General features: G+C 64.3%; 19 protein-coding genes and 2 tRNA genes. 10 read left to right on the top strand and 11 right to left on the bottom strand.

What is annotated here, in order from left to right:
* The first annotated feature begins 98 nt into the window (after positions 1–98).
* The 7 genes from CAER_RS0111345 (at position 99) to CAER_RS0111375 (ending at position 5,991) form a co-directional block, all read left to right on the top strand.
* Positions 99–197, top strand: a complete 99-nt coding sequence (locus CAER_RS0111345; RefSeq protein WP_226429013.1) for an isopropylmalate isomerase — start codon at positions 99–101, stop codon at positions 195–197.
* Positions 198–250: 53 nt separating this feature from the next.
* Positions 251–1,654 (top strand): 3-isopropylmalate dehydratase large subunit, encoded by a 1,404-nt coding sequence (gene leuC / locus CAER_RS0111350; protein WP_027235475.1) that lies wholly within the window; start codon positions 251–253, stop codon positions 1,652–1,654.
* A gap of 12 nt (positions 1,655–1,666) precedes the next feature.
* On the top strand, positions 1,667–2,272 hold the full coding sequence (gene leuD, locus CAER_RS0111355) for a 3-isopropylmalate dehydratase small subunit (protein WP_027235476.1): 606 nt from the start codon (positions 1,667–1,669) through the stop codon (positions 2,270–2,272).
* Between the two features lie 364 nt (positions 2,273–2,636).
* Positions 2,637–3,473, top strand: a complete 837-nt coding sequence (locus CAER_RS0111360) for a hypothetical protein (RefSeq protein WP_027235477.1) — start codon at positions 2,637–2,639, stop codon at positions 3,471–3,473.
* On the top strand, positions 3,470–4,510 hold the full coding sequence (locus CAER_RS0111365; protein WP_027235478.1) for an endonuclease/exonuclease/phosphatase family protein: 1,041 nt from the start codon (positions 3,470–3,472) through the stop codon (positions 4,508–4,510). The genes CAER_RS0111360 and CAER_RS0111365 overlap by 4 nt, the downstream gene beginning before the upstream one ends.
* A 126-nt stretch (positions 4,511–4,636) precedes the next feature.
* Positions 4,637–5,740, top strand: coding sequence for a 3-isopropylmalate dehydrogenase (gene leuB / locus CAER_RS0111370; protein ID WP_027235479.1), 1,104 nt, complete (start codon positions 4,637–4,639; stop codon positions 5,738–5,740).
* A 174-nt stretch (positions 5,741–5,914) separates the two neighbouring features.
* A tRNA-Pro gene (locus tag CAER_RS0111375) sits at positions 5,915–5,991 on the top strand.
* Positions 5,992–6,082: 91 nt separating this feature from the next.
* On the opposite strand, the gene CAER_RS0111380 is transcribed toward CAER_RS0111375, so the two are convergent.
* The 7 genes from CAER_RS0111380 to glyA form a co-directional block, all read right to left on the bottom strand.
* On the bottom strand, positions 6,083–7,003 hold the full coding sequence (locus CAER_RS0111380; RefSeq protein WP_027235480.1) for a LysR family transcriptional regulator: 921 nt from the start codon (positions 7,001–7,003) through the stop codon (positions 6,083–6,085).
* Positions 7,004–7,016: 13 nt separating this feature from the next.
* Positions 7,017–8,060, bottom strand: coding sequence for an ABC transporter ATP-binding protein (locus CAER_RS0111385; RefSeq protein ID WP_027235481.1), 1,044 nt, complete (start codon positions 8,058–8,060; stop codon positions 7,017–7,019).
* Complete coding sequence (locus CAER_RS0111390; RefSeq protein WP_027235482.1) at positions 8,057–9,052, bottom strand: ABC transporter ATP-binding protein; 996 nt, start codon at positions 9,050–9,052, stop codon at positions 8,057–8,059. The genes CAER_RS0111385 and CAER_RS0111390 overlap by 4 nt, the downstream gene beginning before the upstream one ends.
* A gap of 4 nt (positions 9,053–9,056) precedes the next feature.
* Positions 9,057–10,007: an ABC transporter permease gene (locus CAER_RS0111395; protein ID WP_027235483.1), complete on the bottom strand. Its 951-nt coding sequence runs from the start codon at positions 10,005–10,007 to the stop codon at positions 9,057–9,059.
* On the bottom strand, positions 10,004–10,984 hold the full coding sequence (locus tag CAER_RS0111400) for an ABC transporter permease (RefSeq protein ID WP_027235484.1): 981 nt from the start codon (positions 10,982–10,984) through the stop codon (positions 10,004–10,006). The genes CAER_RS0111395 and CAER_RS0111400 overlap by 4 nt, the downstream gene beginning before the upstream one ends.
* Positions 10,985–11,130: 146 nt before the next feature.
* Positions 11,131–12,693 carry an ABC transporter substrate-binding protein gene (locus CAER_RS0111405; protein WP_027235485.1) on the bottom strand — a complete coding sequence of 521 codons (1,563 nt, stop codon included), beginning with the start codon at positions 12,691–12,693 and terminating at the stop codon, positions 11,131–11,133.
* Positions 12,694–12,968: 275 nt separating this feature from the next.
* Positions 12,969–14,234 carry a serine hydroxymethyltransferase gene (gene glyA / locus CAER_RS0111410; protein ID WP_027235486.1) on the bottom strand — a complete coding sequence of 422 codons (1,266 nt, stop codon included), beginning with the start codon at positions 14,232–14,234 and terminating at the stop codon, positions 12,969–12,971.
* Positions 14,235–14,346: 112 nt separating this feature from the next.
* On the opposite strand from glyA, the gene CAER_RS27925 reads away from it, so the two are divergent.
* A complete protein-coding gene (locus CAER_RS27925; protein ID WP_051357773.1) occupies positions 14,347–15,234 on the top strand; it encodes a LysR substrate-binding domain-containing protein in 888 nt (295 codons plus the stop codon).
* A gap of 42 nt (positions 15,235–15,276) precedes the next feature.
* Here the strand turns inward: CAER_RS27925 and CAER_RS0111420 are convergent, their stop codons facing one another.
* Positions 15,277–16,227 carry a capsular polysaccharide export protein, LipB/KpsS family gene (locus tag CAER_RS0111420; RefSeq protein WP_245597357.1) on the bottom strand — a complete coding sequence of 317 codons (951 nt, stop codon included), beginning with the start codon at positions 16,225–16,227 and terminating at the stop codon, positions 15,277–15,279.
* A 175-nt stretch (positions 16,228–16,402) separates the two neighbouring features.
* Positions 16,403–17,569 carry an MFS transporter gene (locus CAER_RS0111425; protein WP_027235488.1) on the bottom strand — a complete coding sequence of 389 codons (1,167 nt, stop codon included), beginning with the start codon at positions 17,567–17,569 and terminating at the stop codon, positions 16,403–16,405.
* Positions 17,570–17,657: 88 nt separating this feature from the next.
* Here CAER_RS0111425 and CAER_RS27930 point away from each other — a divergent pair, with 88 nt between their 5' ends.
* Positions 17,658–18,995 carry an aminotransferase-like domain-containing protein gene (locus tag CAER_RS27930; protein ID WP_036797260.1) on the top strand — a complete coding sequence of 446 codons (1,338 nt, stop codon included), beginning with the start codon at positions 17,658–17,660 and terminating at the stop codon, positions 18,993–18,995.
* Between the two features lie 234 nt (positions 18,996–19,229).
* Positions 19,230–20,801 carry an SGNH/GDSL hydrolase family protein gene (locus CAER_RS0111435; RefSeq protein ID WP_027235489.1) on the top strand — a complete coding sequence of 524 codons (1,572 nt, stop codon included), beginning with the start codon at positions 19,230–19,232 and terminating at the stop codon, positions 20,799–20,801.
* Positions 20,802–21,203: 402 nt separating this feature from the next.
* On the opposite strand, the gene CAER_RS0111440 is transcribed toward CAER_RS0111435, so the two are convergent.
* Together CAER_RS0111440 and CAER_RS0111445 are read right to left on the bottom strand one after the other, a co-directional pair.
* Positions 21,204–21,280, bottom strand: a tRNA-Arg gene (locus CAER_RS0111440).
* A gap of 98 nt (positions 21,281–21,378) precedes the next feature.
* Positions 21,379–22,764 carry a sensor histidine kinase gene (locus CAER_RS0111445; RefSeq protein ID WP_027235490.1) on the bottom strand — a complete coding sequence of 462 codons (1,386 nt, stop codon included), beginning with the start codon at positions 22,762–22,764 and terminating at the stop codon, positions 21,379–21,381.
* Positions 22,765–22,779: the final 15 nt, after the last annotated feature.

Below are 22,779 nucleotides of genomic sequence, written 5' to 3' on the forward strand. Positions count from 1 at the left end.
AAGAGCGGCGCGGCGGCACACGTCCGGTTCCAGGCCTGCCGGCCGTGCAACGGAGAACGAATCTTGATTGCCGGCCCCAGCGGATGTATCTGACAGCCATGACCCTCGTATTGGCCCAAAAGATCGAACTGCAAGACCGCGCCCGCCTGCGCGAGCGGTTCTTTGGCGCCGCCCGCACGGTCCTGGCGCGCCTATAAGGTGCCTGCCCAGCCCTAAGCCAGCATACCCAATACATCACGGGAGAGGACCCATGTCCCCCAAGACACTCTATGACAAGATCTGGGATGCGCATGTTGCGCATGAAGCAGAGGACGGCACCTGCCTGCTCTATATCGACCGCCACCTGGTCCACGAAGTGACCAGCCCGCAGGCGTTCGAAGGCCTGCGCATGGCCGGCCGCAAGGTGCACGCGCCCGAAAAGACCATCGCGGTGCCGGACCACAACGTGCCGACCACGCTGGACCGTGCCAAAGGCATCGAAAACGAGGAAAGCCGCATCCAGGTGGAGGCGCTTGACAAGAACGCCAAGGAATTCGGCGTGCATTACTACCCGGTGGATGACGTCCGCCAGGGCATCGTGCACATCGTCGGCCCGGAACAGGGCTGGACTCTGCCCGGCATGACCGTGGTCTGCGGCGACAGCCACACCGCCACCCATGGCGCCTTCGGCGCGCTGGCACATGGCATCGGCACTTCTGAGGTGGAGCACGTGCTGGCCACTCAGACGCTGATCCAGAAGAAGTCCAAGAACATGAAGGTGGAGATCACCGGCAAGCTGAAGCCGGGCGTCACCGCCAAGGACATCACCCTGGCCGTGATCGGCGAAACCGGTACTGCCGGCGGCACCGGCTATGTCATCGAATACTGCGGCGAAGCGATCCGCGATCTGTCGATGGAAGGCCGCATGACCGTCTGCAACATGGCGATCGAAGGCGGCGCCCGCGCAGGCCTGATCGCGCCGGACGAGACCACCTTTGAATATGTCAAAGGCCGCCCGCACGCCCCGAAGGGCGCCCAGTGGGAAGCGGCGCTGAACTGGTGGAAGACGCTGTACACCGACGAAGGCGCGCATTTCGACAAGGTGATCACTCTGAAGGGTGAGGACATCCAGCCAGTCGTGACCTGGGGCACTTCGCCCGAAGACGTGCTGCCGATCACCGGCGTCGTGCCGAACCCCGAGGATTTCAGCGGCGGCAAGGTCGAGGCGGCGCGCCGCTCGATCGAGTACATGGGGCTGACCCCCGGCCAGAAGCTCACCGACATCGAAATCGACACCGTGTTCATCGGCTCCTGCACCAACGGCCGCATTGAGGACCTGCGCGCCGTGGCTGAGGTTGTGAAAGGCAAGAAGATCAAGGACGGCATGCGCGCCATGATCGTTCCGGGCTCCGGCCTGGTGCGGGCGCAGGCCGAGGAAGAAGGCCTGGCCGAGATCTTTCAGGATGCCGGTTTCGAGTGGCGCCTTGCGGGCTGCTCCATGTGCCTGGCGATGAATCCCGACCAGCTGGCCCCGGGCGAGCGTTGCGCTGCAACCTCGAACCGGAACTTCGAAGGCCGCCAGGGCTATAAGGGCCGCACCCACCTGGTGTCCCCTGCCATGGCTGCCGCCGCTGCCCTGACCGGCAAGCTGACCGACGTGCGCGAGCTGATGTAAGGAGCCAGAAGCATGGAAAAGTTCACAAAGATCCAAGGCGTTGCTGCACCGATGCCGCTGGTCAACATCGACACCGACATGATCATCCCGAAGGTGTTCCTGAAATCCATTCAGCGCACCGGTTTCGGCAAGAACCTGTTCGACGAGATGCGCTATAACCGCGACGGCACCGAGATCGAGGATTTCGTGCTGAACAAGCCGCAGTACCGCAACGCCGAGATTCTGGTGGCGGGCGACAACTTCGGCTGCGGCTCCAGCCGTGAGCACGCGCCCTGGGCGATTGCCGATTTCGGCATCAAGTGCATCATCTCGACCTCGTTTGCGGACATCTTCTTTAACAACAGCTTCAAGAACGGCATCCTGCCGATCGTGCTGCCGCAGGAGCAGGTCGACGTCCTGATGGCCGACGCGGAGAAGGGCGAGAACGCCCGCATGACCGTGGACCTGGAAGCGCAGGAGATCACCACCTCGGACGGCGAAGTGATCAAGTTCGACGTGGACCCCTTTAAGAAGCATTGCCTTCTGAATGGTCTTGACGATATCGGCCTGACCCTGGAAAAGGCCGATTCGATCAAAACCTTCGAGTCAAGGGCTGCGCAGGAGCGTCCTTGGGTCTGACCCTTTGCCCTGAAACTGAGACTCATTGGAGCCGCCCGCCCGGGCGGCTCTTTCATTTTTCGGCCCCGCTAGATTCGCACCGCACGTCAGCAGGCGCGCCAGCCTTGTGCCGCCAATTTTCCAAACTACAGCATATGGTAGCGCGCCCGCGAACCTCCGCTTACACCCCCAAAGCGCTGATGCAATCCCGCACCAGTCCCGCGGTCAAAGTACCCCCTGCCGCACTGCCGGGCCTTGAGCGGAATACCGCCAACCGGCACCATCAGGGCAAAAATGAGGCAGAGCACCCCGAACCCTACCGGGGGGGCTTAAAAGCCGGACACAGAGGCGAAAACGCCCGCGCCGGTCGAAGGGAAACAAAGACGTGTTTGCACGCATCACAGGCGCGGCGTTCCGCGGCATACTGGTGGCCATGCTGTTTGCGATGCCGACGCTGATTCTGCCGGCATCCGCCACCGAGTCGCCCGAGATCATCCTGTTTATCGCTCTGCTGGGCTCGGCCCTGGCCTTCAGCGAATACGCCTCGCACTTCCCCAGCTTCGTGGAATTCCGCAATGCTCCGCCGATCAACCGCATGCGCTTTGCCGCTGTTGCCGTCACCGTCGGCGCGCTGAGCCTGCTGGCAGCGCATCCGCTGGCCCCGACCGGGCTGACGGCCCTGGTGCAGCGGCTGGGCGGCTGGCTGGGCGGCCAGCTCGACTTTGCCTACTCGCCGGTGCAACTGGCGGTGCTGATGATGCCGCCGCAGATTTCCGAGGCCACGGTGCTGATGGTGCGCGACGCCGCCGGGCTGGCCTGTTCGATTGCCGGCATCGCGATCGCCGTCTTTGCGCTGGTGATCCGGATCGGGAACTGGCCGGTGGGCAATGGCGCCTTCAATGTATGGGTCAACCTGCCGCTGTTCGATCCTACCGCCGGTGGCGATGTGGTGCAGCGGCTGCAGCGGGACGGGCGGATCAATATCGTCGGCGGCGTGCTGCTGCCTTTCGCCCTGCCCGCCGCGGTCAAGCTCACATCCGGCCTGGTGGATCCTGGAATACTGGCCGCACCGCACATGCTGATCTGGGCGATCAGCGCCTGGGCGCTGATGCCGGCCTCAATGATCATGCGCGGCCTGGCGATGCTGCGCATTGCCGGTCTGATCGCGCAAAAGCGCCGCGCCGCCTGCAGCGATGCGGATAAGGCATTGCAGACTGCATGAGGCAGCTGGCGGCCGGCCTCCTTCTGACCCTCGCCGCTGCAACAGGCCGGGCCGAAACCCTGCGCATCGCGACCTTCAACACAGAGCTGTCACGCGACGGGCCAGGGCTGCTGCTGCGCGACATCGAACGCGGCACAGACCCGCAGGCAGCCGCCGTTGCGGATGTTATTGCCGCCGTGCAGCCGGACGTGCTGGCGCTGCAAGGAATCGACTGGGATTATGAAGGCCGGGCGCTCGCCGCGCTGGCTGGTCGGCTGGCGGACAAGGGCCTGAGCTTTCCGTACCGCGTGTCTTTGCAGCCCAATGCAGGGCTGCCGCCCCCCGCCCCGCTGGATCTGGACGGCGACGGCCGCGCCGGCGGGCCGCGCGACAACCAGGGCTATGGCCGGTTCCGCGGCCAGGGCGGCATTGCGCTGCTGTCGCGCCTGCCCGTCAGCCACGAGGGGATCCGGGACTTTTCTGCCTTTCTGTGGCGCGACCTGCCGGACGCGCTGCTGCCGCAGCACCCGGACGGCCGGCCCTTCCCCTCGCCAGAAGCGCAGGCCGTGCAGCGGCTGTCCTCCACCGGGCATTGGCTGGTGCCGGTGGATCTTCCGGATGGGCGGCGGCTGAATGTAATGACCTTCCATGCTGCTCCGCCTGTGTTTGACGGGCCGGAAGACCGCAACGGGAGGCGCAACCAGGACGAAATCCGACTGTGGCAGCTGCTGCTGGACGGCCGGCTGGGGCCGGTGCCAGAAGCGCCCTTTGTCATTGCCGGCGACGCCAATCTTGACCCCGCAAAGGGCGAAGGCCGCAAACAGGCGATCCGCAGCCTGCTGGCAGACCCGCGCTTGCAGGACCCGCAGCCGCAAAGCCCGCAAGGCACCGCGACGGTTGACTGGCAGGGCATTGGACAGATGCGGGTGGACTATGTGCTGCCCTCCGCCGGGCTGACGGTAGCCGGCAGCGGCATTGCCTGGCCCGATGCCCCGGATGCGGCCGCAACCGCCGCCAGCCGCCACCGGCTGGTCTGGGTGGATTTGTTGCTCGACTGACCCGCCGCACCACAGCTTCATCGCGCAGGCAAATCCCCCTCAATCCCCTTTATTTCCAAGGGCCGTTATTGACCCTGCCCCGCTGTCCCGCTACGCCCTTGCCAGCTGTTTTTTTGGAGGATCCCCATGCCCAACCCATCGATTCTGATTCTGCCCGGCGACGGGATCGGCCCCGAAGTTATGACCGAGGTGCGCAAGATCATCACCTGGTTCGGCGACAAGCGCGGCCTGCAGTTCGATGTGAGCGAGGATCTGGTCGGCGGCGCAGCCTATGACAAGCATGGCAAGCCGCTGGCGGATGAGACCATGGCCAAGGCACAGGACGTCGATGCGGTGCTGCTCGGCGCCGTCGGCGGCCCCGCCTATGACGACCTGGACTTTTCGGTGAAGCCCGAGCGCGGCCTGCTGCGCCTGCGCAAGGAAATGGACCTTTATTCCAACCTGCGCCCGGCGCAGTGCTTTGATGCGCTGGCGGACTTCTCTTCGCTGAAGAAGGACATCGTCGCGGGCCTCGACATCATGATCGTGCGCGAGCTGACCTCCGGCGTCTACTTCGGCGAGCCGCGCGGCATCTTCGAAGAAGGCAACGAGCGCGTCGGCATCAATACCCAGCGTTACACCGAGTCCGAGATCGAGCGTGCCGCCCGGTCCGCGTTTGAGCTGGCGATGCGCCGCAATAAAAAGGTCTGCTCGATGGAGAAGGCCAACGTGATGGAATCCGGCATCCTGTGGCGCGAGGTCGTGACCCGCGTTGCCGCCGATTACCCCGAGGTCGAGCTGTCCCATATGTACGCCGACAACGGCGCCATGCAGCTGGTGCGCGCGCCCAAACAGTTTGACGTCATTCTGACCGACAACCTGTTCGGCGACATCCTGTCCGACTGCGCCGCGATGCTGACCGGCTCTCTGGGCATGCTGCCCTCCGCGTCCCTCGGCGCGCCGATGGAAAACGGCCGTCCCAAGGCGCTCTATGAGCCCGTGCACGGCTCTGCCCCCGACATCGCGGGCCTGGGCAAGGCCAACCCGATCGCCTGCATCCTGAGCTTTGCAATGGCGCTGCGCTACAGCTTCGACCAGGGTGCCGAGGCCGACCGTCTGGAAGCCGCAGTCGAGAAGGTGCTGGCCGACGGCGTGCGCACCGCGGACCTCTTGGCCAGCGAAGGCGTGGAGCCGGTCTCCACCAGCCAGATGGGCGACGCCGTGGTTGCTGCGCTGGACGCAAGCCTCTGATTTCCCGGACATTCTCCGGAACACTCCTAGCCCCGCCCGGTTGTCCGCGCGGGGCTTTTTCGTGCCGTCCGGCACCGGGCCCGCAGCCGCACAAAAGAATTCCCGAAAACCGCATCTTTCTGTGGAATCGCCCTTGTCAAACCCCGCGCCCTGAGCTATTTCGCCCTCCACGGTCGGAGTGTAGCTCAGCCTGGTAGAGCACTGTCTTCGGGAGGCAGGGGTCGGAGGTTCGAATCCTCTCACTCCGACCAATAAAACAAGGCGCCCTCGGGCGCCTTTGTTGTTTTCAATACGTTAGCAAGACAGAACCACAGCTCCCCTCGCAGGCGCCTGTTTCGGCGTTCAGGCTGCTTTCATTGCGGAGCGTTTCAGCTGCTTCCACAGCACATCCAGCGTCTGCTTGGTGCTGCGCGGGTCGCGGTACAGGCGGATTTCAAGGTCGGTGCCCAGCCGCTCGTCTACGATGGCAAACCGGCCGGAGGCGATCTCCTGGCGGCACAGGCTCAGCGGCAGCCAGCCCATGCCGAACCCCTCCTGAATCATCGCTTTGACGCTGTTGGCCAGCGCGTTCTGATTGACCACAAAGACCTTTTGCGTGGACAGCAACTGGGTCAGCGCAAACTCCTGCACCGAGCGCAGCGCGGACACCGCGCCATAGGACAGCAGCGGCACCGCGTCCTTGCTGCCGGCCGCAAACCCGAATTCCGGCGCGCCGTCCGCCGTGGTGCGCGAGACCGGCACATAGCGGTCGGTCGACAGGGTCAGGTATTCGAAATTTGCGACCTCCAGCGGCCCCAGGAAATCCATCGACGGGTGCCAGTAAGTCAGGATCACATCGCAATAGCCCTGCTGCAAAGCGCTGACGAACTGATCGGCGGCCCAGGAGGTGGAGTTAAGGTCGGTATCCACCCCGCCTTCGCTCGCCAAGGGCGCAATCAGGGTCTTGTAGTGCGTCATGTAAAGCGACTGCGAAGCGGCAAAGCGGATCACGTTTTCGCCCGCCGCATCAATCGTCTGGCAGCGCTCGATGGTTTCCTCGTAGGTGCGCAGCATGATACGGGACTGGGACAGGAACACCTCCCCCGCCGGGGTCAGCGTCAGCGGCAGGGTCTCGCGGTTGATCAGCCGCACGCCGATCTCATTCTCCAACGCCCGGATACGGCGGGAGAAAGCCGGCTGGCTGACATTGCGCTCTTCGGCCGCGCGCGAGAAATTCTTGCACGCGACCAAAGCCTCGAAATCCTTGAGCCAGATGATGTCCAACTAGCGTCCCGTCCTAGCCGGCGGCCACCGCATCCAGCCTGTCTTCCTCGACAGCGTGGCAGGCAACAAGGCTGCCATCGGGCTGGTGAATGGCTTTCGGCTTTTCACTCTTGCATCGTGCGTCCGCAAAGGCGCAGCGGCTTTGGAACGGGCAGCCTGTCGGCAGGTTGATCGGCGTCGGTATCTCGCCCTTGAGGCGGATATGGTTCGGCCGGTCGTCCTTCAGCTGCGGCACCGCGGACAGCAAGGCCCGAGTATAGGGGTGTTTTGGGTTGGAGAACAATGTCGCGGTGTCCGCAACTTCGCATACCGACCCGAGGTAAAGAACCGCAACACGGGTGCCGAAGTGCTCCACAACACTCAGGTCGTGCGTGATGAACAGATAGGTGAGGCCGCGGCTCTCCTTGGCTTCCAGCATCAGGTTCAGCACCTGCGCCTGAATCGACACGTCCAGCGCGCTGATCGGCTCATCGGCGATGATGAATTCCGGGTCCACCGTCAGGGCGCGGGCAATGGCGATCCGCTGGCGCTGGCCGCCGGAAAACTCATGCGGATAGCGCTTGGCCCAGCTGGGATCGACGCCCACCGACAGCATCACCTCTGTCACCTTGTCCCGCACTTCCGCCGCCGAGGCGTTGGGATAGTGGTGGCGCACCGGTTCCTCCAGCGCCTGGCGGATGGTCATGCGCGGGTTGAGCGAGGCATAGGGGTTCTGGAAGATCATCTGGATCTTCTTGCGCAGCGGCTGCATCGCGCCGCGTGACAGGTTGTCGATGCGCTGGCCGTCATAGTGGATCTCGCCCGCAGACGGGCTCAGCAGCCCTGCCACCAGCCGCGCCACGGTAGACTTGCCGCAGCCCGACTCGCCCACCACACAAAGCGCCTCGCCCTTGCGGGCCTCCAGCGAGATGTTGTTCACCGCATGGACCGAGCGGGTCTCCCGCACGAACTTGCCCTGTTTGAACTTCAGCGTCTCCAGGAATCCGCGGTCGAGATCGAACCGCTTTTCCAGGTTCCTGATCTCCAGCAGCGGGCGGTCAGTGTTTACGTCCTTCATGCCCGTGCCTCCTGACGGTCTTCATCGCTGTGCAGGCGCTGCACCTCATGGCAAGCCACTTCGACCTCGCCGTAATGCACGGTTTCCGGCACCCGGCTGCGGCACAGGTCGGTGGCGTATTTGCAGCGCGGGTTGAAGGCGCAGCCCTGGGGAATGCTGGCCAGGCCCGGCATGTTGCCCGGGATCTGCTTCAGCCGCTGCCCCGGCACCGTCTGCTGCGGCAGCGCGTTGATCAGGCCCTGGGTATAGGGATGCTGCGGGTCGTTGATGATCTCCCGGGTCCGCCCGGCTTCGATGATCCGGCCCGCGTACATCACCAGCGTGCGCTCGGTCATCTGGCTGACCACGCCCAGGTCATGGGTGATCAGGATCAGCCCCACCTGGTTGGACTGGCACAGCTCCAGCATCAGCTCCATGATGTCGGCCTGAATGGTCACATCCAGCGCAGTGGTCGGCTCATCCGCGATGATCAGCTGCGGATCCAATAGCAGCGCAATCGCGATGATGATCCGCTGGCGCATGCCGCCCGACAGCTCGTGCGGGTACTGCTCCAGCCGTTCCTCGGGCGAGGGGATATACACCTCGCGCAGCTTGACGATGGCAATCTGGCGCGCTTCTTCGCGGCTGAGTCGGCGGTGCGCCATCAGGGTTTCGATCATCTGCTGGCCAATGGTCAGCACCGGGTTCAGCGTCACCATCGGATCCTGGAAGATCATCGCCATCCGGTTGCCGCGTAGGTTGCGCAGGCGCTTGTCGCTCATCTGAACGACATCCTCGCCGTCGAACAGGATCTGGCCGCTGTCGATATAGCCCGGGCGGCTCAGCAGATTCATCAGCGAAAAGCCGGTGATGGACTTGCCGGCGCCGCTTTCGCCGACGATGCCCAGACGCTCGCCCTTGGCCAGGTCAAAGGAAATGCCGTTGAGGGCGGTAACCGTCTGGTCGCGCATGGCGAATTTGACGGTGAGGTCGCGAACGGAAAGAAGGCTCATCGCGTTACCCCTTGTAGAGTTTCGGGTTCAGGACGTCGCGCATCCAGTCGCCCAGCAGGTTGATGACAAGGACCAGCACCACCAGCACCACGCCGGGAATGGCGGTGATCCACCAGCTGCCGGAGAAGATGTAGTCGAAGCCGGAGGAGATCAGCGAGCCAAGCGACGGCTGGCTCGGCGGCATGCCCAGGCCCAGGAAGCTGAGCGAGGCCTCGGAGATGATCGCATTGGCGACCTGCACGGTGGAGATCACGAAGATCGGCGACAGCGAGTTCGGCAGGATGTGCCGCACCATGATCCGCATCGGGCCAAAGCCCAGCACCCGGGCGCTGTCGACGTATTCCTTCTTCTTCTCGGCCAGCACGGTGGCGCGCACGGTGCGGGCGTACTGCGGCCACTCCGCCACCCCGATCACCGCGATCAGAAAGACGACGGCATAGCGGTTGAAGGTGTCAGAGCCGAACATCGCCTGCGTCACAGCCAGAAAGATGATCGCCACCATCAGGGTGGAGAACGACAATTGGATATCGGCAAGCCGCATCAGCAGGCTGTCCAGGCGGCCGCCGACATAACCGGCCAGCAACCCGATGGAGATGCCAAGAAAGGCCTGCAGTGCCACCGCACAGATACCGATCAGCAGCGACAGGCGGGTGCCGTACAGGATCGTCGACCACAGGTCGCGGCCCTGGTCGTCGGTGCCCAGCATGAATTCCGGCAGGGCGCCGTCGATCCAGACCGGCGGGTATTCGGAGTTCATAATGTCAATGGATCCCGGATCGTAGGGATCATAGGGCGCGATCAGCGGCGCCAGAAAGGCCGCCACGGCAATCATCAGGAAGACAACCATGCTGATCACCGCCACCGGATTACGGCGGAAGCTGTAGCCCATGTTGGAATTCCAGACCTTGGACCAGCGCGACGGTTCAGATTTCGGGTTCAGCGTTTCGGTGCTCATGCGCCCATCCTCGCAATGTTCACGGTCGGGTTCACCAGGCCATAGATCAGGTCGACGATGGTGTTGGTGACCACAAAGATGAAGCCGACAACAATCAGGTAGGCCACGATCAGCGGTGTATCGACACGGTTCACCGCCTCAAGGAACATGAAGCCCATGCCCGGCCACTGGAACACCGTCTCGGTCAGGATGGTATAGGCCACCATGGTGCCGATCTGCACGCCGCCCACGGTGATCACCGGCAAAAGCGTGTTCTTCAGCGCGTGGACAAAGTAGATGCGCCACGGGTTGATACCCTTGGCTTTGGCGTATTTCACGTATTCCGACTGCAGCACTTCCATCATCTCAGCCCGGATCAGTCGGACAAACAGCGGCAGCATGATCGACGCCAGCGCAAAGGAGGGCAGAATGATGTGCATCCAGCCGTCGGCGGTGGCAAAGTTGGTCTCCCAATAGCCCCAGACATGCACGGTGTCGCCGCGCCCGTAAGAGGGGAACCAGCCGTATTCCACCGAGAACACAAAGATCATCAGAATGGCGGTCAGGAACACCGGGATCGAGATTCCGACAATCGACAGGCCCATGATGATGCGGCTGATGATGCTGTCGGGCTTGATCGCGGTATAAACGCCCAGCGGCACTGATAAGCCGACGATGATCAGGGTGGCCCCGAACACCAGCTCCAGCGTCGCGGGCAGCTTCTTCAGGATCACGTCCAGCGCCGGCTCCTTGAAGAAATAGGAGGTGCCCAGATCGCCCTGCAGCGCATTGCCGGCAAAGCGCAGGTATTGAGTCACGAAGCTGTCGTTCAGCCCCAGCTCATCGCGCAGCTGCTGGCGCACTTCTTCGGACACCGACTGGCCGACCAGCTCGCGCAGCGGGTCGCCCAGGTTGCCCTGGATGGCAAAAGCAATCAGCGAGATGACGAACATCACCGCAATCGCCTGAATCACTCGCTTGGCGAGATAGGCAAACATCTTCCTGACCTTTGTAGAGTTCGATGACAGCGCAGGCGGCAATGCCCAACGGATCGGCGGCGCCTGCAACCGCGGCCTTGGCAGCCGCTTGTTATAGGGGTGGCCCGGGCCGGCCGGGGGAGACCGGCCCGAGTCTTTTCAGTGGCTTAGCTGCCGGTTTCGACAACCAGGTCACCGAAATAGGGGAAGTTCAGCGCGTTCACGATTTCTGCCGCGTTCATGCCGGACTTTGCGCCCCAAGCAAGGTTCTGCCAGTGCAGCGGGATAAACGCCGCTTCGTCGTACAGGATGCCTTCCAGCTTCTGCAGCAGTTCCGCACGCTTGTCCGGATCGGTTTCCGCGTTGGCCTGGTTCATCAGCTTGTCGGCTTCTTCGTTGCAGTAGTTGCCGGAGTTGTACTGGCCATTGCCGGTTGCTTCATCCGGGCAGGCGGACAGGAACTGATGGAAGTTGGCAGAGTCTTCGGTATCCGCGTGCCAGCCGATCATCATCATGTCTGCTGCGCGCTCGTCGAACGCCGGCCAGTACTGCGCCTTGGGCATGGTCTGCAGGTCAACCTTGATGTTGATCTGTGCCAGCATCGAAGCCACCGCCTGAGCGATCTTGTCGTCGTTCACATAGCGGTTGTTCGGCGCCATCATGGTGATCGAGAAACCATCGGCATAGCCTGCCTCAGCCATCAGCGCCTTGGCTTTCTCCAGGTCGAAACGCGGTGCCAGCGCCTCGTCATAACCCAGGTAACCCGCCGGGCTGGCCTGTGCGCCCACGGTGCCGAAGCCGCGCATGATGCGGTCAACGATGCCTGCGTTGTTCACGGCGTAGTCGATCGCCTTGCGGACGCGGGCATCCTTGAAGGCTTCGACGCGGTTCTGGTTCATCTGGAAGGTGATGATGCGGGTGCCGGGCATGGTGATCAGGTCAACGCCCTCAGCCTCTTCCACGCGCTTCAGATCGGTCGGCGGAACCGGCGCGATGAAGTCCACGTCGCCGGACAGCAGCGCTGCCACGCGGGTCGGGTCTTCCTTGATCGGGGTCAGCACGATCTTGTCGACGTTGCCGCCGGTTTCGGTGTCCCAGTAATCGGCATAGCGGTCGAACACGACGCGCACGCCCTGCTCGCGCTCAGAGACGATGAAGGGGCCGGTGCCGGAAACGTTGCGGGACGCAAAGCTGTCGCCGTGCTTGACCACTTCGGCCTTGTCCTTGCCGTCAGCAGTAGTGCCGGAATAAAAGGCGCTGTCCATCGGGAAGATGTAAGTCGCGGTGTGCAGGACCAGCGGATAGGGCTCCGAGGTCTTGAGGTCGAAGGTCATGTCGTCAACGACTTCGACATCGGTGAACGGGGCGAAGATGCCCTTGAAATCGTCGCTCTGCTTCAGGCGGTCAAAGGTCCAGTCGACGTCCTTGGCAGTCAGCGGGTTGCCGCTGTGGAAGGTGACGCCGCTGCGCAGCTTGAAGCGCATGGTTGTGCCGTCGATCTGCTCCCAGCTTTCGGCCAGGCGCGGTTCGAACTGCAGGTCCTGGGTCCAGCGCACCAGCGGGTCAAAGACCATGTGCGACAGCTGCAGCGTGCCGCCGGACAGCTGCTCGTGCGGATCGAGCGAGACCGGGTCAGCGTCATAGGCAACGCGCACGGTGGTTTCGGCATAGGCAACCGGTGCCATTGCCACCACCGCAGCAGCCGCCAGGCTTCTGACAAATTTCGTCATTAGGCATACTCCCCTGTGATTATGCCGCAAACGCTAGCCTGCGGCGCGGGAACTGTGAAATGCCGATATCGCATAGGGTATGCAGGACTCACATCGGCGCTATGCGCACAGGGAATAGCGGCGCCTTTGCAAAGGGTTACATGTTACGCGCCAGCCGCCAAACAGCGCGTTTTCCTAAGCTTTCCTGCACTGGGGAACGCCTTTGGCACGGTCAAAGCCGCGGCGGGACAGGGAACGGCAGTGCATGTGAGGGTCTGCCGTTCCTTCTGTCAGCGTCAGCCGGGGCCTGCCGGGAACGCAGCGCAAAGCTCAGCCGCATGCGCCTTGCAGCGCGCGACCGCAGCGCCAGTTTCCCCGGCTGCCTCCGCGTCCACCAGGTCCGCGATCATGCCTCCCAGCGCTTCGAACTCCGCTTCCTTCATGCCGCGGGTGGTGGCGGCGCCGGCGCCCAGCCGCAGGCCAACCCATTCCGGCGGCCGCGGGCTGTCGTTTGGAATGGCATTCTTGTTGGCGGTGATGCCGGCCCGCTCCAGAACCGCCTCCGCCCGCTTGCCGGTAATCCCCTTGGGGCTGAGGTCCACCAGAACCAGATGGGTATCAGTCCCGCCGGAGACGATGCGCAGCCTGCGTTTCTGCAGGGCCGCAGCCAGAACCGCCGCGTTGGCCTTCACCTGCGCGGCATAGGTCTTGAACTCACCCGTCAGCGCCTCTCCCAGGCAGACCGCCTTAGCCGCCAGCACCTGGCTGTGGATTGAGCCCTGAACACCGGGGAACACCGCCGATTGCAGCTTTTGGAACCAGTCCTGGTTGTTGGTCAGGATCAGCCCGCCGCGCGGGCCGCGCAGGGTCTTGGTGGTGGTGCAAGTGACGATATCCGCATGGGGAAAGGGCGACGGATGCTCACCCGCGGCCACCAGCCCCGCGATATGCGCCATATCGACGTGCAGCCAGGCGCCGGCTTTTCTGGCGATTGCCCCCATGCGCTCGAAGTCGATTTCCCGCGGATAGGCCGAACCGCCCGCGATGATCAGCCGCGGGCGGAGCGCTTCGGCCTGTTCCTCCAGCGCGTCATAATCAATAACCTCTCTCTCCGCATCGACACCATAGTGATGCGGCTCGAACCAGCGGCCCGACAGGTTCGCCCGCAGCCCGTGGCTCAGATGGCCGCCCGCCGCCAGGTCCAGCGACAGCACCTTGTCGCCCGGTTTCAGCAGCAGGAAGAACACCGCCAGATTGGCCTGGCTGCCGGAATGCGGCTGCACATTGGCATAGCCGCAGCCGAACAGCTGTTTAGCCCGCTCGATGGCGGCCTCCTCCACCACATCGACAAACCGGCCGCCCCCGTGAAAGCGGTTGCCGGGATAGCCTTCCAGCGTTTTGTTGGTCATCTCGTGGCCCAGCGCATCCAGCACCGCCCGGCTGACGATGTTCTCCGACGCGATCAGCTCGATCTGGTCCTGCTGGCGCGCCTTTTCGCCAGCCAGCGCTTTGGCCACCAGCGGGTCGGCTGCGGTGACGGTTCGGGTGAAATGCTGCAGCATCGGGGCTCCTCCGCATCTGCTGTTCAACTGGTTCCAGAATGCGGGGCCGGGCCTGTTCACAGCAAATCAGTATTGCTATTATTTTCGCGTAGAAAAACTAAGGCTCAACCGTATGGCCATTGCCCCGCTCCGCCCCAAAGGCCCGCACCTGAATGCGCTGCGCGCGTTTGAGGCCGCTGCCCGCCTGGGCAGCTTCACCGCCGCCGCCGAAGAGCTGTCGGTGACGCCCGGCGCAGTCACCCAGCACATCAAGTCGCTGGAGGACTGGGCCGGGGCGCCGCTGTTCCGCCGCCACGCCCGCGGCGTGGCGCTGACACCGCTGGCAGAGGAGCTGTCGCCGGGTTTCACCCGGGCCTTCGATCAGCTTGGCCTGGCGGTGCAGGCGCTGCGGACCAAGGCGGCTCCGGGCAAGGTCAAGGTTGCCGCCCTGCCCTCGATCGCCCAGCTCTGGCTGCCGCCGCGGCTGGGCCGGCTGCGCAAGGCAGCGCCGGAAATCTCGGTCTCGGTGGTGGCGATGGAGGCCCCGCCGAACCTGGCGCGCGAGCCATTTGATCTGACCCTCTTCTACAAATCCGGCGCGCTGGATGACGGGGAAACCGAAGTCAGCAAGGACCGGATCTTCCCGGTCTGCGCGCCGGAGATTGCTGCCCGGCTCACATCGCTTTCCGATCTGAACGATGAGACGCTTCTGCATGACGGCGCCTGGGCAGATGACTGGGACATGTGGCTGAACGCCCAGCCCGGCACCGGTTCAATCGGCCGGGCCGGCATCGTGCACTCCCTGTTTTCGGTCGCGCTCGAAGAAGCCCGCCACGGCGGCGGCGTGCTGATCGCCCACGAGGCGCTGGTGGCGCCGCTTCTTGCCAGCGGCGAGCTGGTGCGCCCGTTTCCCGCCGCCCTCGAACTGGAGGCAAGGATCGTTGCCCGGTTCACCCCTGCGTTCACCCGCTCCCCAGCGTACGAGCCGCTCCGCCAGACGCTGTTTCCCGGCCCCCTCTGACCGGTGGCGGTTCTCACCTGCGGCGCTCCGCCCGCCCGGCTCTTACAATGCCGCAATACGCGCCCAGGCCCGGTCGGTGAACTCTTCCTTCTGCGGTTCCAGCATGTTCTCCCCCAGAAACCAATAGAAGTACTTCTCGTACGGAAAATCCCCAAGCTGCTGCGGCGCGGTGCGGACACAGTGCTGCAGCTGTTCAGCCGTGCGGGCCGCCAATGCGGCGTGGTGATAATCAATCCGGGCGCAGGTCACGGCCGGTTTCTTGTGCATCAGCGCTTCGAACCCGACGGCCGAATTCTGCGAAACGATCACGTCCGACGCTTCGATCAGGTCGTGAACATTTGCCTGTGTCACCGCCACGTTGGGCAGTTGCGCGCACAGCCGCAGCACCTTGTCCTTGGTTTCATCCGCCTGCGCCGGGTGCAGTTTGACATAAACCAGCCCCTCCACCGCCAGCGACGTGTTTTCGATCATTTCCAGCGTGGTCAGATAATGGACAGGAGTCTTGAAGTTGTCGATCTCCTGCAGAAACACAGCCGCCGCGGCGGGCTCCGCCGGGATGGCGCCGCGCTCCGGTTGCGCAAGTTTGGAGACATTCGCGCGCTTCATATGCCCGCTCACGCCATTAAAGAAATACGCGGCCTTGGCCGCGTCCACCGCCGAGGGATCAAATTCGGCATCAACCAGCGAGGACGACCAGTAATACCCTTTGGGATCAAGATACCAGAACCCCCACAAATAGCTGGTGTGCGCGTGTAGGATATTGGGCCCCTGCGCCTTGCGCAGCCCGACGGCGATGTGTTTGTGCCCGGTGGCCAGGGCCAGCCGCGACGTGATGCTCTCAGCGGGGACCAGCAGCGGCTTGTGGCCATGCGCCGCCGCGCTGGCGGCGATCTTCTCGAAGAAGTCGATCTGCCCCGAGCGGATCTTGCCATACCAGTCTTTGGTGGCATGCACGACAAGCGGGGTTTTGCCGGTCAGCAATTGGCCCAACATGTTCAGCTTTCGAAAACTGCGCTTTTCTGCCGGTCCTGACGTCTTCACCATACCTGTTCCGATCGGTCTGCCCCAGTGCGTTTCCAGAAACCACAGCGAGGCGCCTGCGGCAAGCGCCGGGCGCGCCGGCAAGGCAAACCGCTTAGCCGCGGAAGCATTCACCTCCGGCCCGTGCTCACCCGGCATCAAACGCAAGCGCAGAGGGCCCCGGCCGCCGCCTCCAGGCTCCGGCGATCACCACCGCCGCCGCCACCTGCGCTGCGGCAAAAATGGCCAAGGCGGGCAGAAGGCCCAGCAGATCGGCCAACGCACCGCTTGCGATCACCGGCAGGGAAAACCCGCAATAGGCATAGACGAACAAACCCGCGGTGGCGCGGGCACGGTCGTCCGGTGTCCGCACCGAGACCTCAGCCAGGGACGCAAGATAGGTGAACCCGTAGCTCGCCGCGCTGGTGATGCAGGTTCCCGCCAGCACCAAGGGCAGCGCCTGCAGCCAGACGCCCCCCAAAAGCACAAGGAAACCAAGCGGAACCATAACAAACCCGGCGGCAAGCGCCTGTCGGTTGGTCAGCCGCCGGGCAATGGGCTGGCACAGAAGGCCCGCAAAGATCGCCAGAAAGATCACCAGCCCGGTCCAGCCTCCAAGGCCATGCGCCGCCAGTTGCAAGGGCACCACCGCAATGGTCATGCCGGTGGCGGACCACGCCAGCGCCATCGCCGCACCGTACACCCAGGTGCCGGAGGGAAACACAGGCAAGCGCAGCAGGGAAACCGGCTGCGGCCGGCCGGTCCGGGGCAGTGCAAAGACCAGTGCCGCCAGCACCGGCGCGGCGGCGAGCAGGGCAGCATAGCTGGCCGGAACCAGGGTTGACCCCTGGACCGCCAGGCTGACACCGGTGGCAAGAGCGCCGCCGCCAAACCCCAGCGAGGTCGCAGACGTCACAGTCAGAGCCGCGGTCCGCGCACGGTTATCGCCCAGAATCTCTGTCATCCACGCTGTCCCGGCGGTTGTTGCAAGGGCTGTCCCGGCGCCAAGCAGAAACCGCGCGGCCACCAGGCTGGACCAGCCCGGAGCGACAACCAGCAGCGCGGTGGCCGCACAGCCGAGAACCAGCGCCAGCGCCACCGGAATGCGGCGCCCGATCCGGTCCGACAGCCCGCCAAGCAGCAGCAAGGCCGGCATCAGCCCCGCCGCATAGGCCGCAAAGGCCACTGTCACGGCCGTTGCACCAAGGTTGCTGCCAGCCGCATAGGCCTCATAAAGCGGCGCCTGAAGGTTGACGGCAAAGGTGACCGTGAACAGGCACAGGGCCAGCAGCGGCGCGAAAAGGAAACGGGGCATGGCACGGGCCTCAAGGTTGACTTCAGACCGGGATGCCACGAGATTCAACCCATGACAATTTTTCCATTGTACTAATGACAGCGGGTCCATGAGCAAAGCCAGATACACACAGCTTGCCGACCTGCTGTCCAAGGCGATCCGCGAGGGCAAGCTGGCACCGGGCTCCAGGCTGCCGACTCACCGGGCCTTTGCCGAGGCATCCGGCGTCGCGCTTGCCACCGCGACCCGCGTCTACAAGGAGCTTGAACACCGGGGGCTGGTCACCGGCGAAGCGGGCCGCGGGACATTCGTGCGGGACCCTGGCTTGCCTATGACGCTTGGCGTTCACCAGTCCGCGGCTGAAGGTGTCACCGACCTTGTGTTCAATATGCCCGGCGAGGCTGCTGACGCCGCCATGCTGCGCGCCGGGCTGCGGCGGCTGGCAGCAGCCGGCGACCTGGAGACGATGCTGCGCTATCAGCCCCACGGCGGGCGGATGCACGAACGCCGGATCATTGCAGGGCATCTCTCCCCGCTTCATGGCCCAATCAGCCCGGAGCAGCTGCTGGTCACGTCAGGCAGCCAGCACGGCCTGGCCGCCACCTGCCTGGGGCTGTTCAATCACGGCGATGCCATTGCTGCTGACACCCTCACCTACCCCGGGTTCAAATCCGCCGCGGCCCTGCGCGGGCTTGAGCTGGTGCCCGTCAGCGCGCCGCAGGGCATCATGGACCCGGAGGACCTGGACCGGCAATGCCGCCAGCGCAAGATCCGGGCGGTCTACCTGATGCCGACGGTCCACAGCCCGCTTGGGGCGGTCATGGATGAGCCCGCGCGCCGCCGTCTGCTTGCCGTTGCCGAGCGCCACAGCCTGCTCATCATCGAAGATGCCGCCTATGCGTTTCTGGAGCCCGACCCGCCGCCCAGCTTTCTGGCGCTGGCACCGGACAGGACCGTGTACACCGGCGGCTTTTCCAAGAACCTCGCGACGGGGCTGCGGCTGGGATATCTGATCGCGCCGCCGCCGCAAACCGCCCCGCTGCTCGAGGTGATACGCGCCACGACCTGGAACGCCCCGGCGCTGATTTCCGCGCTGGTCACCGGCTGGATCGAAGACGGAACGCTAAGCCGGTCTGAGGAAAACCGCCGGCGCGACGGGGCAGAGCGCCAGGCCATCTGCCGAAGCGTCTTTGCGGACCTCCCCATCATTTCGCACCCCAACGCAGGCTTCGCCTGGCTGCCGCTCGGCAAGGGTGTCCGCGCCCAGCCTGTCGTGACGCGGCTGAAGCAGCAGGCAATCTCTGTGTCCGGCGCCGAACCCTTTGCAACCACCGCAGCCGCGCCGCAGGCGCTGCGGCTGGCCTTTGGCGGCGTGCCGAAGGCTGAACTGGAAGGTATCCTGCAAACTGTGCGGGAGGCGGTGCTCAGCCAGGGCCGGCCCGCCTGACGGCTGCTGCGGCCTCCTCGCTTGCCCAAGGCCCGTGCGCCCATTGCGCACCTGCCCTGTGAACGGCGCCAAACCGAAAAACTTGCTTTGCAAGGCCCGCAGTGGCAGCATTAATCCGGAACGCGCTTGGGCAGCGAAACCGGAATCGCACGTCGCTTGGGACGGCCGCGCCTCTTCCAGTCGTCAGGTTAACGATATCGGGCGCAGCCCCGGCGGCGCCGGGAGTGCATGGTTATGACCCCATTTTCACGAGTCTACTACTTCGGCGACAGTCTGACTGACGAAGGCAATGCAGTGGACCTTCTGGCCTCGGTGATCGAGCCGGTCATCCTGGCTGATCTGATCCTTGATTCCGGCGGCATACCGTCGTCCGGTGAATTGGACGCCCTGCGTGCCCAAGCCAAGATCGAGGCGCGGCAGACCGTGATCAGCAGCTTTTCCGAAATCGGTCCCGAAGGCGCGGTGACCAATGCGCTGACCCATGCCAGCTATGCCGCAGCCCTGGGCGGGTTTGAGGTTGTGAACTACGCCGTCGCAACCGCAACGGCGCTGGGGGACGGGTTTCTGGAGGACATGATCGACCTCGAAGCGCAGATTTCGGATTTCACAGAAGATGCCGCTGGCGGCGTGCCAGCGGATTCGGCCGCGTTCCTGCTGATCGGGGGCAACGACTTCATCGGCCTGCTGGACACTGCCCAGGATCAGCAGGTTGCCACCCAGGCCGAGTTCCTGGCGCTGGCAACGCCGGTGATGGAGGGGCTGATCGCGCAGATAACCGCCGCCGCCGGCACTCTCGCCGCCGCCGGGGTCGGCACTGTTTTCCTGGCAACCCAGCCGCGGGCAGGCTTTTACCCGGAATTCGACACACTCTCCCCGTTGCACACCGGCTTTGCCGACCTTCTCATCGACGCCTTCAACGGCATGATCTCCGCCAGCATCCCTGATCTGCGCAGCGCCGGGACCGATGCCCGGGCGGTTGACCTCTTTGCGGTCTCGGAGGCACTCACTGAGGATCCGGCAGGCTTCGGGATCCTTGCAGAGCGGACGGATTACCTGATCGACGGCAGCAGCTTCGACAGCGACCAGGTTCTGGCCTGGGACGCGATCCACCCGGCCGAGACCCCGCATCAGCTCTGGGGTGCCTACAGTGAGTTCGTCATGGGCGGCGGCAGGACAGCGCTGCTGGACAGCGGCGCAACAGATCAGGGCTGGGGCAGCAAGGCCAATGCGATCTTCGCGCTCGGCGGCGACGACACTATACGGGCCGGCGCGGGCAGCGATGCCGTGTTCGGCGGCACCGGACACGATGAGATACAGGGCGGCAGCGGCGGCGACGTTCTCCTGGGGGGCAGCGGCAATGACACCGTGAACGGCCGCCGGGACAATGACATCATCAGCGGCGGCGATGGCAATGACACCCTGCGCGGCGGCGCGGGCGACGATGTGATTGCGGACGGGCGCGGTAACGATTTGGCCCTTGGCGGCCGGGGCGACGACACCTTCATTTTCACCGCGGCCGCGCTGGCCGGCGGCGGCGGCGCTTCGGGCGGCACATTCCGGGGCGGAGCGGGCTCGGACACGCTCTACCTCGTGCTGGAGGGCGCGGATTATGCAGCCTTCAGTGCTGGTGATGCGGGCGGTGTGCTGAACAGCCTCGGCCTTACCGTTTTCGGCATCGAGGTCATCCGCGCCATCGACGGCCGCGGCAATATCGCCGCAGAGCTTGACGGCTTCGGCTGGTTCCAGGCCGCCGACAGCTGGGGCGCTGTCTCCGCCCCGCAATCAGGCGACGCCTTGCTGGTATGACCGCGTGCCAATGCCGGGCAGGTGAAAGCGGCAGCGGAAGGCCGGCACCGGTCTTCAGCGAGAGATTGAACCGGTTTGGCGAGGCTGAGACATGATGGCGGCAACCGGCGGGCAAAACATCCTGCGCACCGGGCCGCCTCGGCCGCCTAGGCATCGCCCGCGCCTTGGCTGTGAGATTAAAGTCTGTCCTGGGCCGCGCACAGTGCGGGTTCAAGACTGGCGCGGCTGGCATCCTCCCGTTTCATGGACCCGCCTGCCCTCCCGCAGGCACCAGGGCTTGCGAAACGGCAATCAGCACGGATTCGCCTCTGGCGGACCAGAAAGCGCTGGCGGAAATTCTAGTGAGACAGAAACGGTCTGCCGCAAGCGGTGGGCCTATTCATCATCCGGCGGGAGAGAAAGTGGCGGACCGAGGAGGATTCGAACCCCCGACCCCTTGATTCGTAGTCAAGTACTCTATCCAGCTGAGCTATCGGTCCACTGCGGCGGGGTTTAATCGTAGCACCGCAGAGTCGCAACCCCAAAAACAAAAATAGTTTCATCCGCCTGTCACATTTCCGCCAGGCCCGCCAGCGCCTCAGATCGTGCCATCGCCCTTGGGCAGGCAGATCTCAAAGACCGTGCCGCCGGGTCCGGTTTCCTTGAGCTTCACCGAACCGCCGTGGCCGCGGGCCAGCTCGCCGGCAATCGTCAGGCCCAGCCCGGTGCCGCCCTTGCGGGCGCCGCCCTGGAAGGGGGTGAACAGATTGTCCTGCGCCTTTTTCGGCAGCCCGGGACCGGTATCCGCCACTGTAATATACCAGGCATCCTCGGTTTCCCGGGCAGCCACCGACACTGTGCCGGCCTGTCCGGTGGCCGTAATCGCCTGGCGGGCGTTGCGCACCAGGTTCATGATGATGCGGAACAGCTGCTCCGGATCGGCCCGCAGCATCATCGGCGCGGGCACGGTGTTGACGATCTCAACCTTGGAGCTGCCGGCGGCCAGCAGCTCGCTTTCGGCGATGTCGCCGACAATTTCATGCAGGCAGACCACCGCAAAGGTGGGCGACGGCTCTTCTGCCCGGCCAAAGGCCAGCGTGCCCTCGCACAGGGAGACCGCGCGGGTGATCGAGTTCACCAGCTTCGGCGCCAGGCGGCGCACCAGCGGGTCTTCGCTGCGCTCGATGCGGTCGGTGAACAGCTGCGCCGAGGTCAGAATATTGCGCAGGTCATGGCTCACCTTGGCCACCGCGCCGCCCAGCTGCGCCAGACGCTCGCGCTGTTTCAGCGCATGGGTCAGCTCGGTCTGCAGCTGCATCAGCGCCTCTTCCGCCTCGCGCAGCTCCACCACGCTGGAACTGGGATGAATGATGCCGCGCACATCCTCCGGCGCCGCCGCATAACGCTGCATATGGCCAACCACGCTTTTGATCGGCTTCACCAGAACGATCCGCACCGCGACAAACAGCAACAGTGCAGTGAAAATGGAGATCACCGCCGACAGGATCAGAATCCGCACCCCGTAATCCACCATTGCGCGGCGCAAATGGGCGGTTTCCATGGTGACCTCGATCAGCAGCCCGGCATCGCGCACCGGCGCGCCGATCACCCGGATGATTTCATTCCCGGGTGTGGCCAGCCGCAGCATCGCGTCCCTGATCAGCGTCACCGCCCCGGCCATGCGCAGATCATAGGTGCCGGTGATCTGCTGCGGAATGGGCGAGGCCAGCATCAGCTGGCGGATTTCGTCCCGGCGCAGCACGACATTGTAGACGCCCGCGTTTTCCAGCAGTTCCGCTTCCAGCTCGGTCTCCAGCATGTCGTCGGCCAGCAGTGCCAATGAGGCGATCTGCGCCCGCTCCAGCCGGTCCGACAGGTAATCCATGCGGAACCGGGCGATCGACGGCACAAAGATCAGCACTTCGGCCAGCATCACGAAAACCGTGGTCAGGACCAGAAATCTGCCCGATAGCGTGTTGAGCATCCCGCCGCCCTTACC

The sequence above is a fragment of the Leisingera caerulea DSM 24564 genome (assembly GCF_000473325.1).
GTDB lineage: Bacteria > Pseudomonadota > Alphaproteobacteria > Rhodobacterales > Rhodobacteraceae > Leisingera > Leisingera caerulea.

Coding starts and splice junctions, on each gene's coding strand:
- CAER_RS0111345 (WP_226429013.1), top strand. CDS start 99: ATGACCCTCGTATTGGCCCAAAAGATCGAACTGCAAGACCGCGCCCGC.
- leuC (WP_027235475.1), top strand. CDS start 251: ATGTCCCCCAAGACACTCTATGACAAGATCTGGGATGCGCATGTTGCG.
- leuD (WP_027235476.1), top strand. CDS start 1,667: ATGGAAAAGTTCACAAAGATCCAAGGCGTTGCTGCACCGATGCCGCTG.
- CAER_RS0111365 (WP_027235478.1), top strand. CDS start 3,470: ATGAGGCAGCTGGCGGCCGGCCTCCTTCTGACCCTCGCCGCTGCAACA.
- leuB (WP_027235479.1), top strand. CDS start 4,637: ATGCCCAACCCATCGATTCTGATTCTGCCCGGCGACGGGATCGGCCCC.
- CAER_RS0111385 (WP_027235481.1), bottom strand. CDS start 8,060: ATGAAGGACGTAAACACTGACCGCCCGCTGCTGGAGATCAGGAACCTG.
- CAER_RS0111390 (WP_027235482.1), bottom strand. CDS start 9,052: ATGAGCCTTCTTTCCGTTCGCGACCTCACCGTCAAATTCGCCATGCGC.
- CAER_RS0111395 (WP_027235483.1), bottom strand. CDS start 10,007: ATGAGCACCGAAACGCTGAACCCGAAATCTGAACCGTCGCGCTGGTCC.
- CAER_RS0111400 (WP_027235484.1), bottom strand. CDS start 10,984: ATGTTTGCCTATCTCGCCAAGCGAGTGATTCAGGCGATTGCGGTGATG.
- CAER_RS0111405 (WP_027235485.1), bottom strand. CDS start 12,693: ATGACGAAATTTGTCAGAAGCCTGGCGGCTGCTGCGGTGGTGGCAATG.
- glyA (WP_027235486.1), bottom strand. CDS start 14,234: ATGCTGCAGCATTTCACCCGAACCGTCACCGCAGCCGACCCGCTGGTG.
- CAER_RS27925 (WP_051357773.1), top strand. CDS start 14,347: ATGGCCATTGCCCCGCTCCGCCCCAAAGGCCCGCACCTGAATGCGCTG.
- CAER_RS0111420 (WP_245597357.1), bottom strand. CDS start 16,227: ATGTTGGGCCAATTGCTGACCGGCAAAACCCCGCTTGTCGTGCATGCC.
- CAER_RS0111425 (WP_027235488.1), bottom strand. CDS start 17,569: ATGCCCCGTTTCCTTTTCGCGCCGCTGCTGGCCCTGTGCCTGTTCACG.
- CAER_RS27930 (WP_036797260.1), top strand. CDS start 17,658: ATGAGCAAAGCCAGATACACACAGCTTGCCGACCTGCTGTCCAAGGCG.
- CAER_RS0111435 (WP_027235489.1), top strand. CDS start 19,230: ATGACCCCATTTTCACGAGTCTACTACTTCGGCGACAGTCTGACTGAC.
- CAER_RS0111445 (WP_027235490.1), bottom strand. CDS start 22,764: ATGCTCAACACGCTATCGGGCAGATTTCTGGTCCTGACCACGGTTTTC.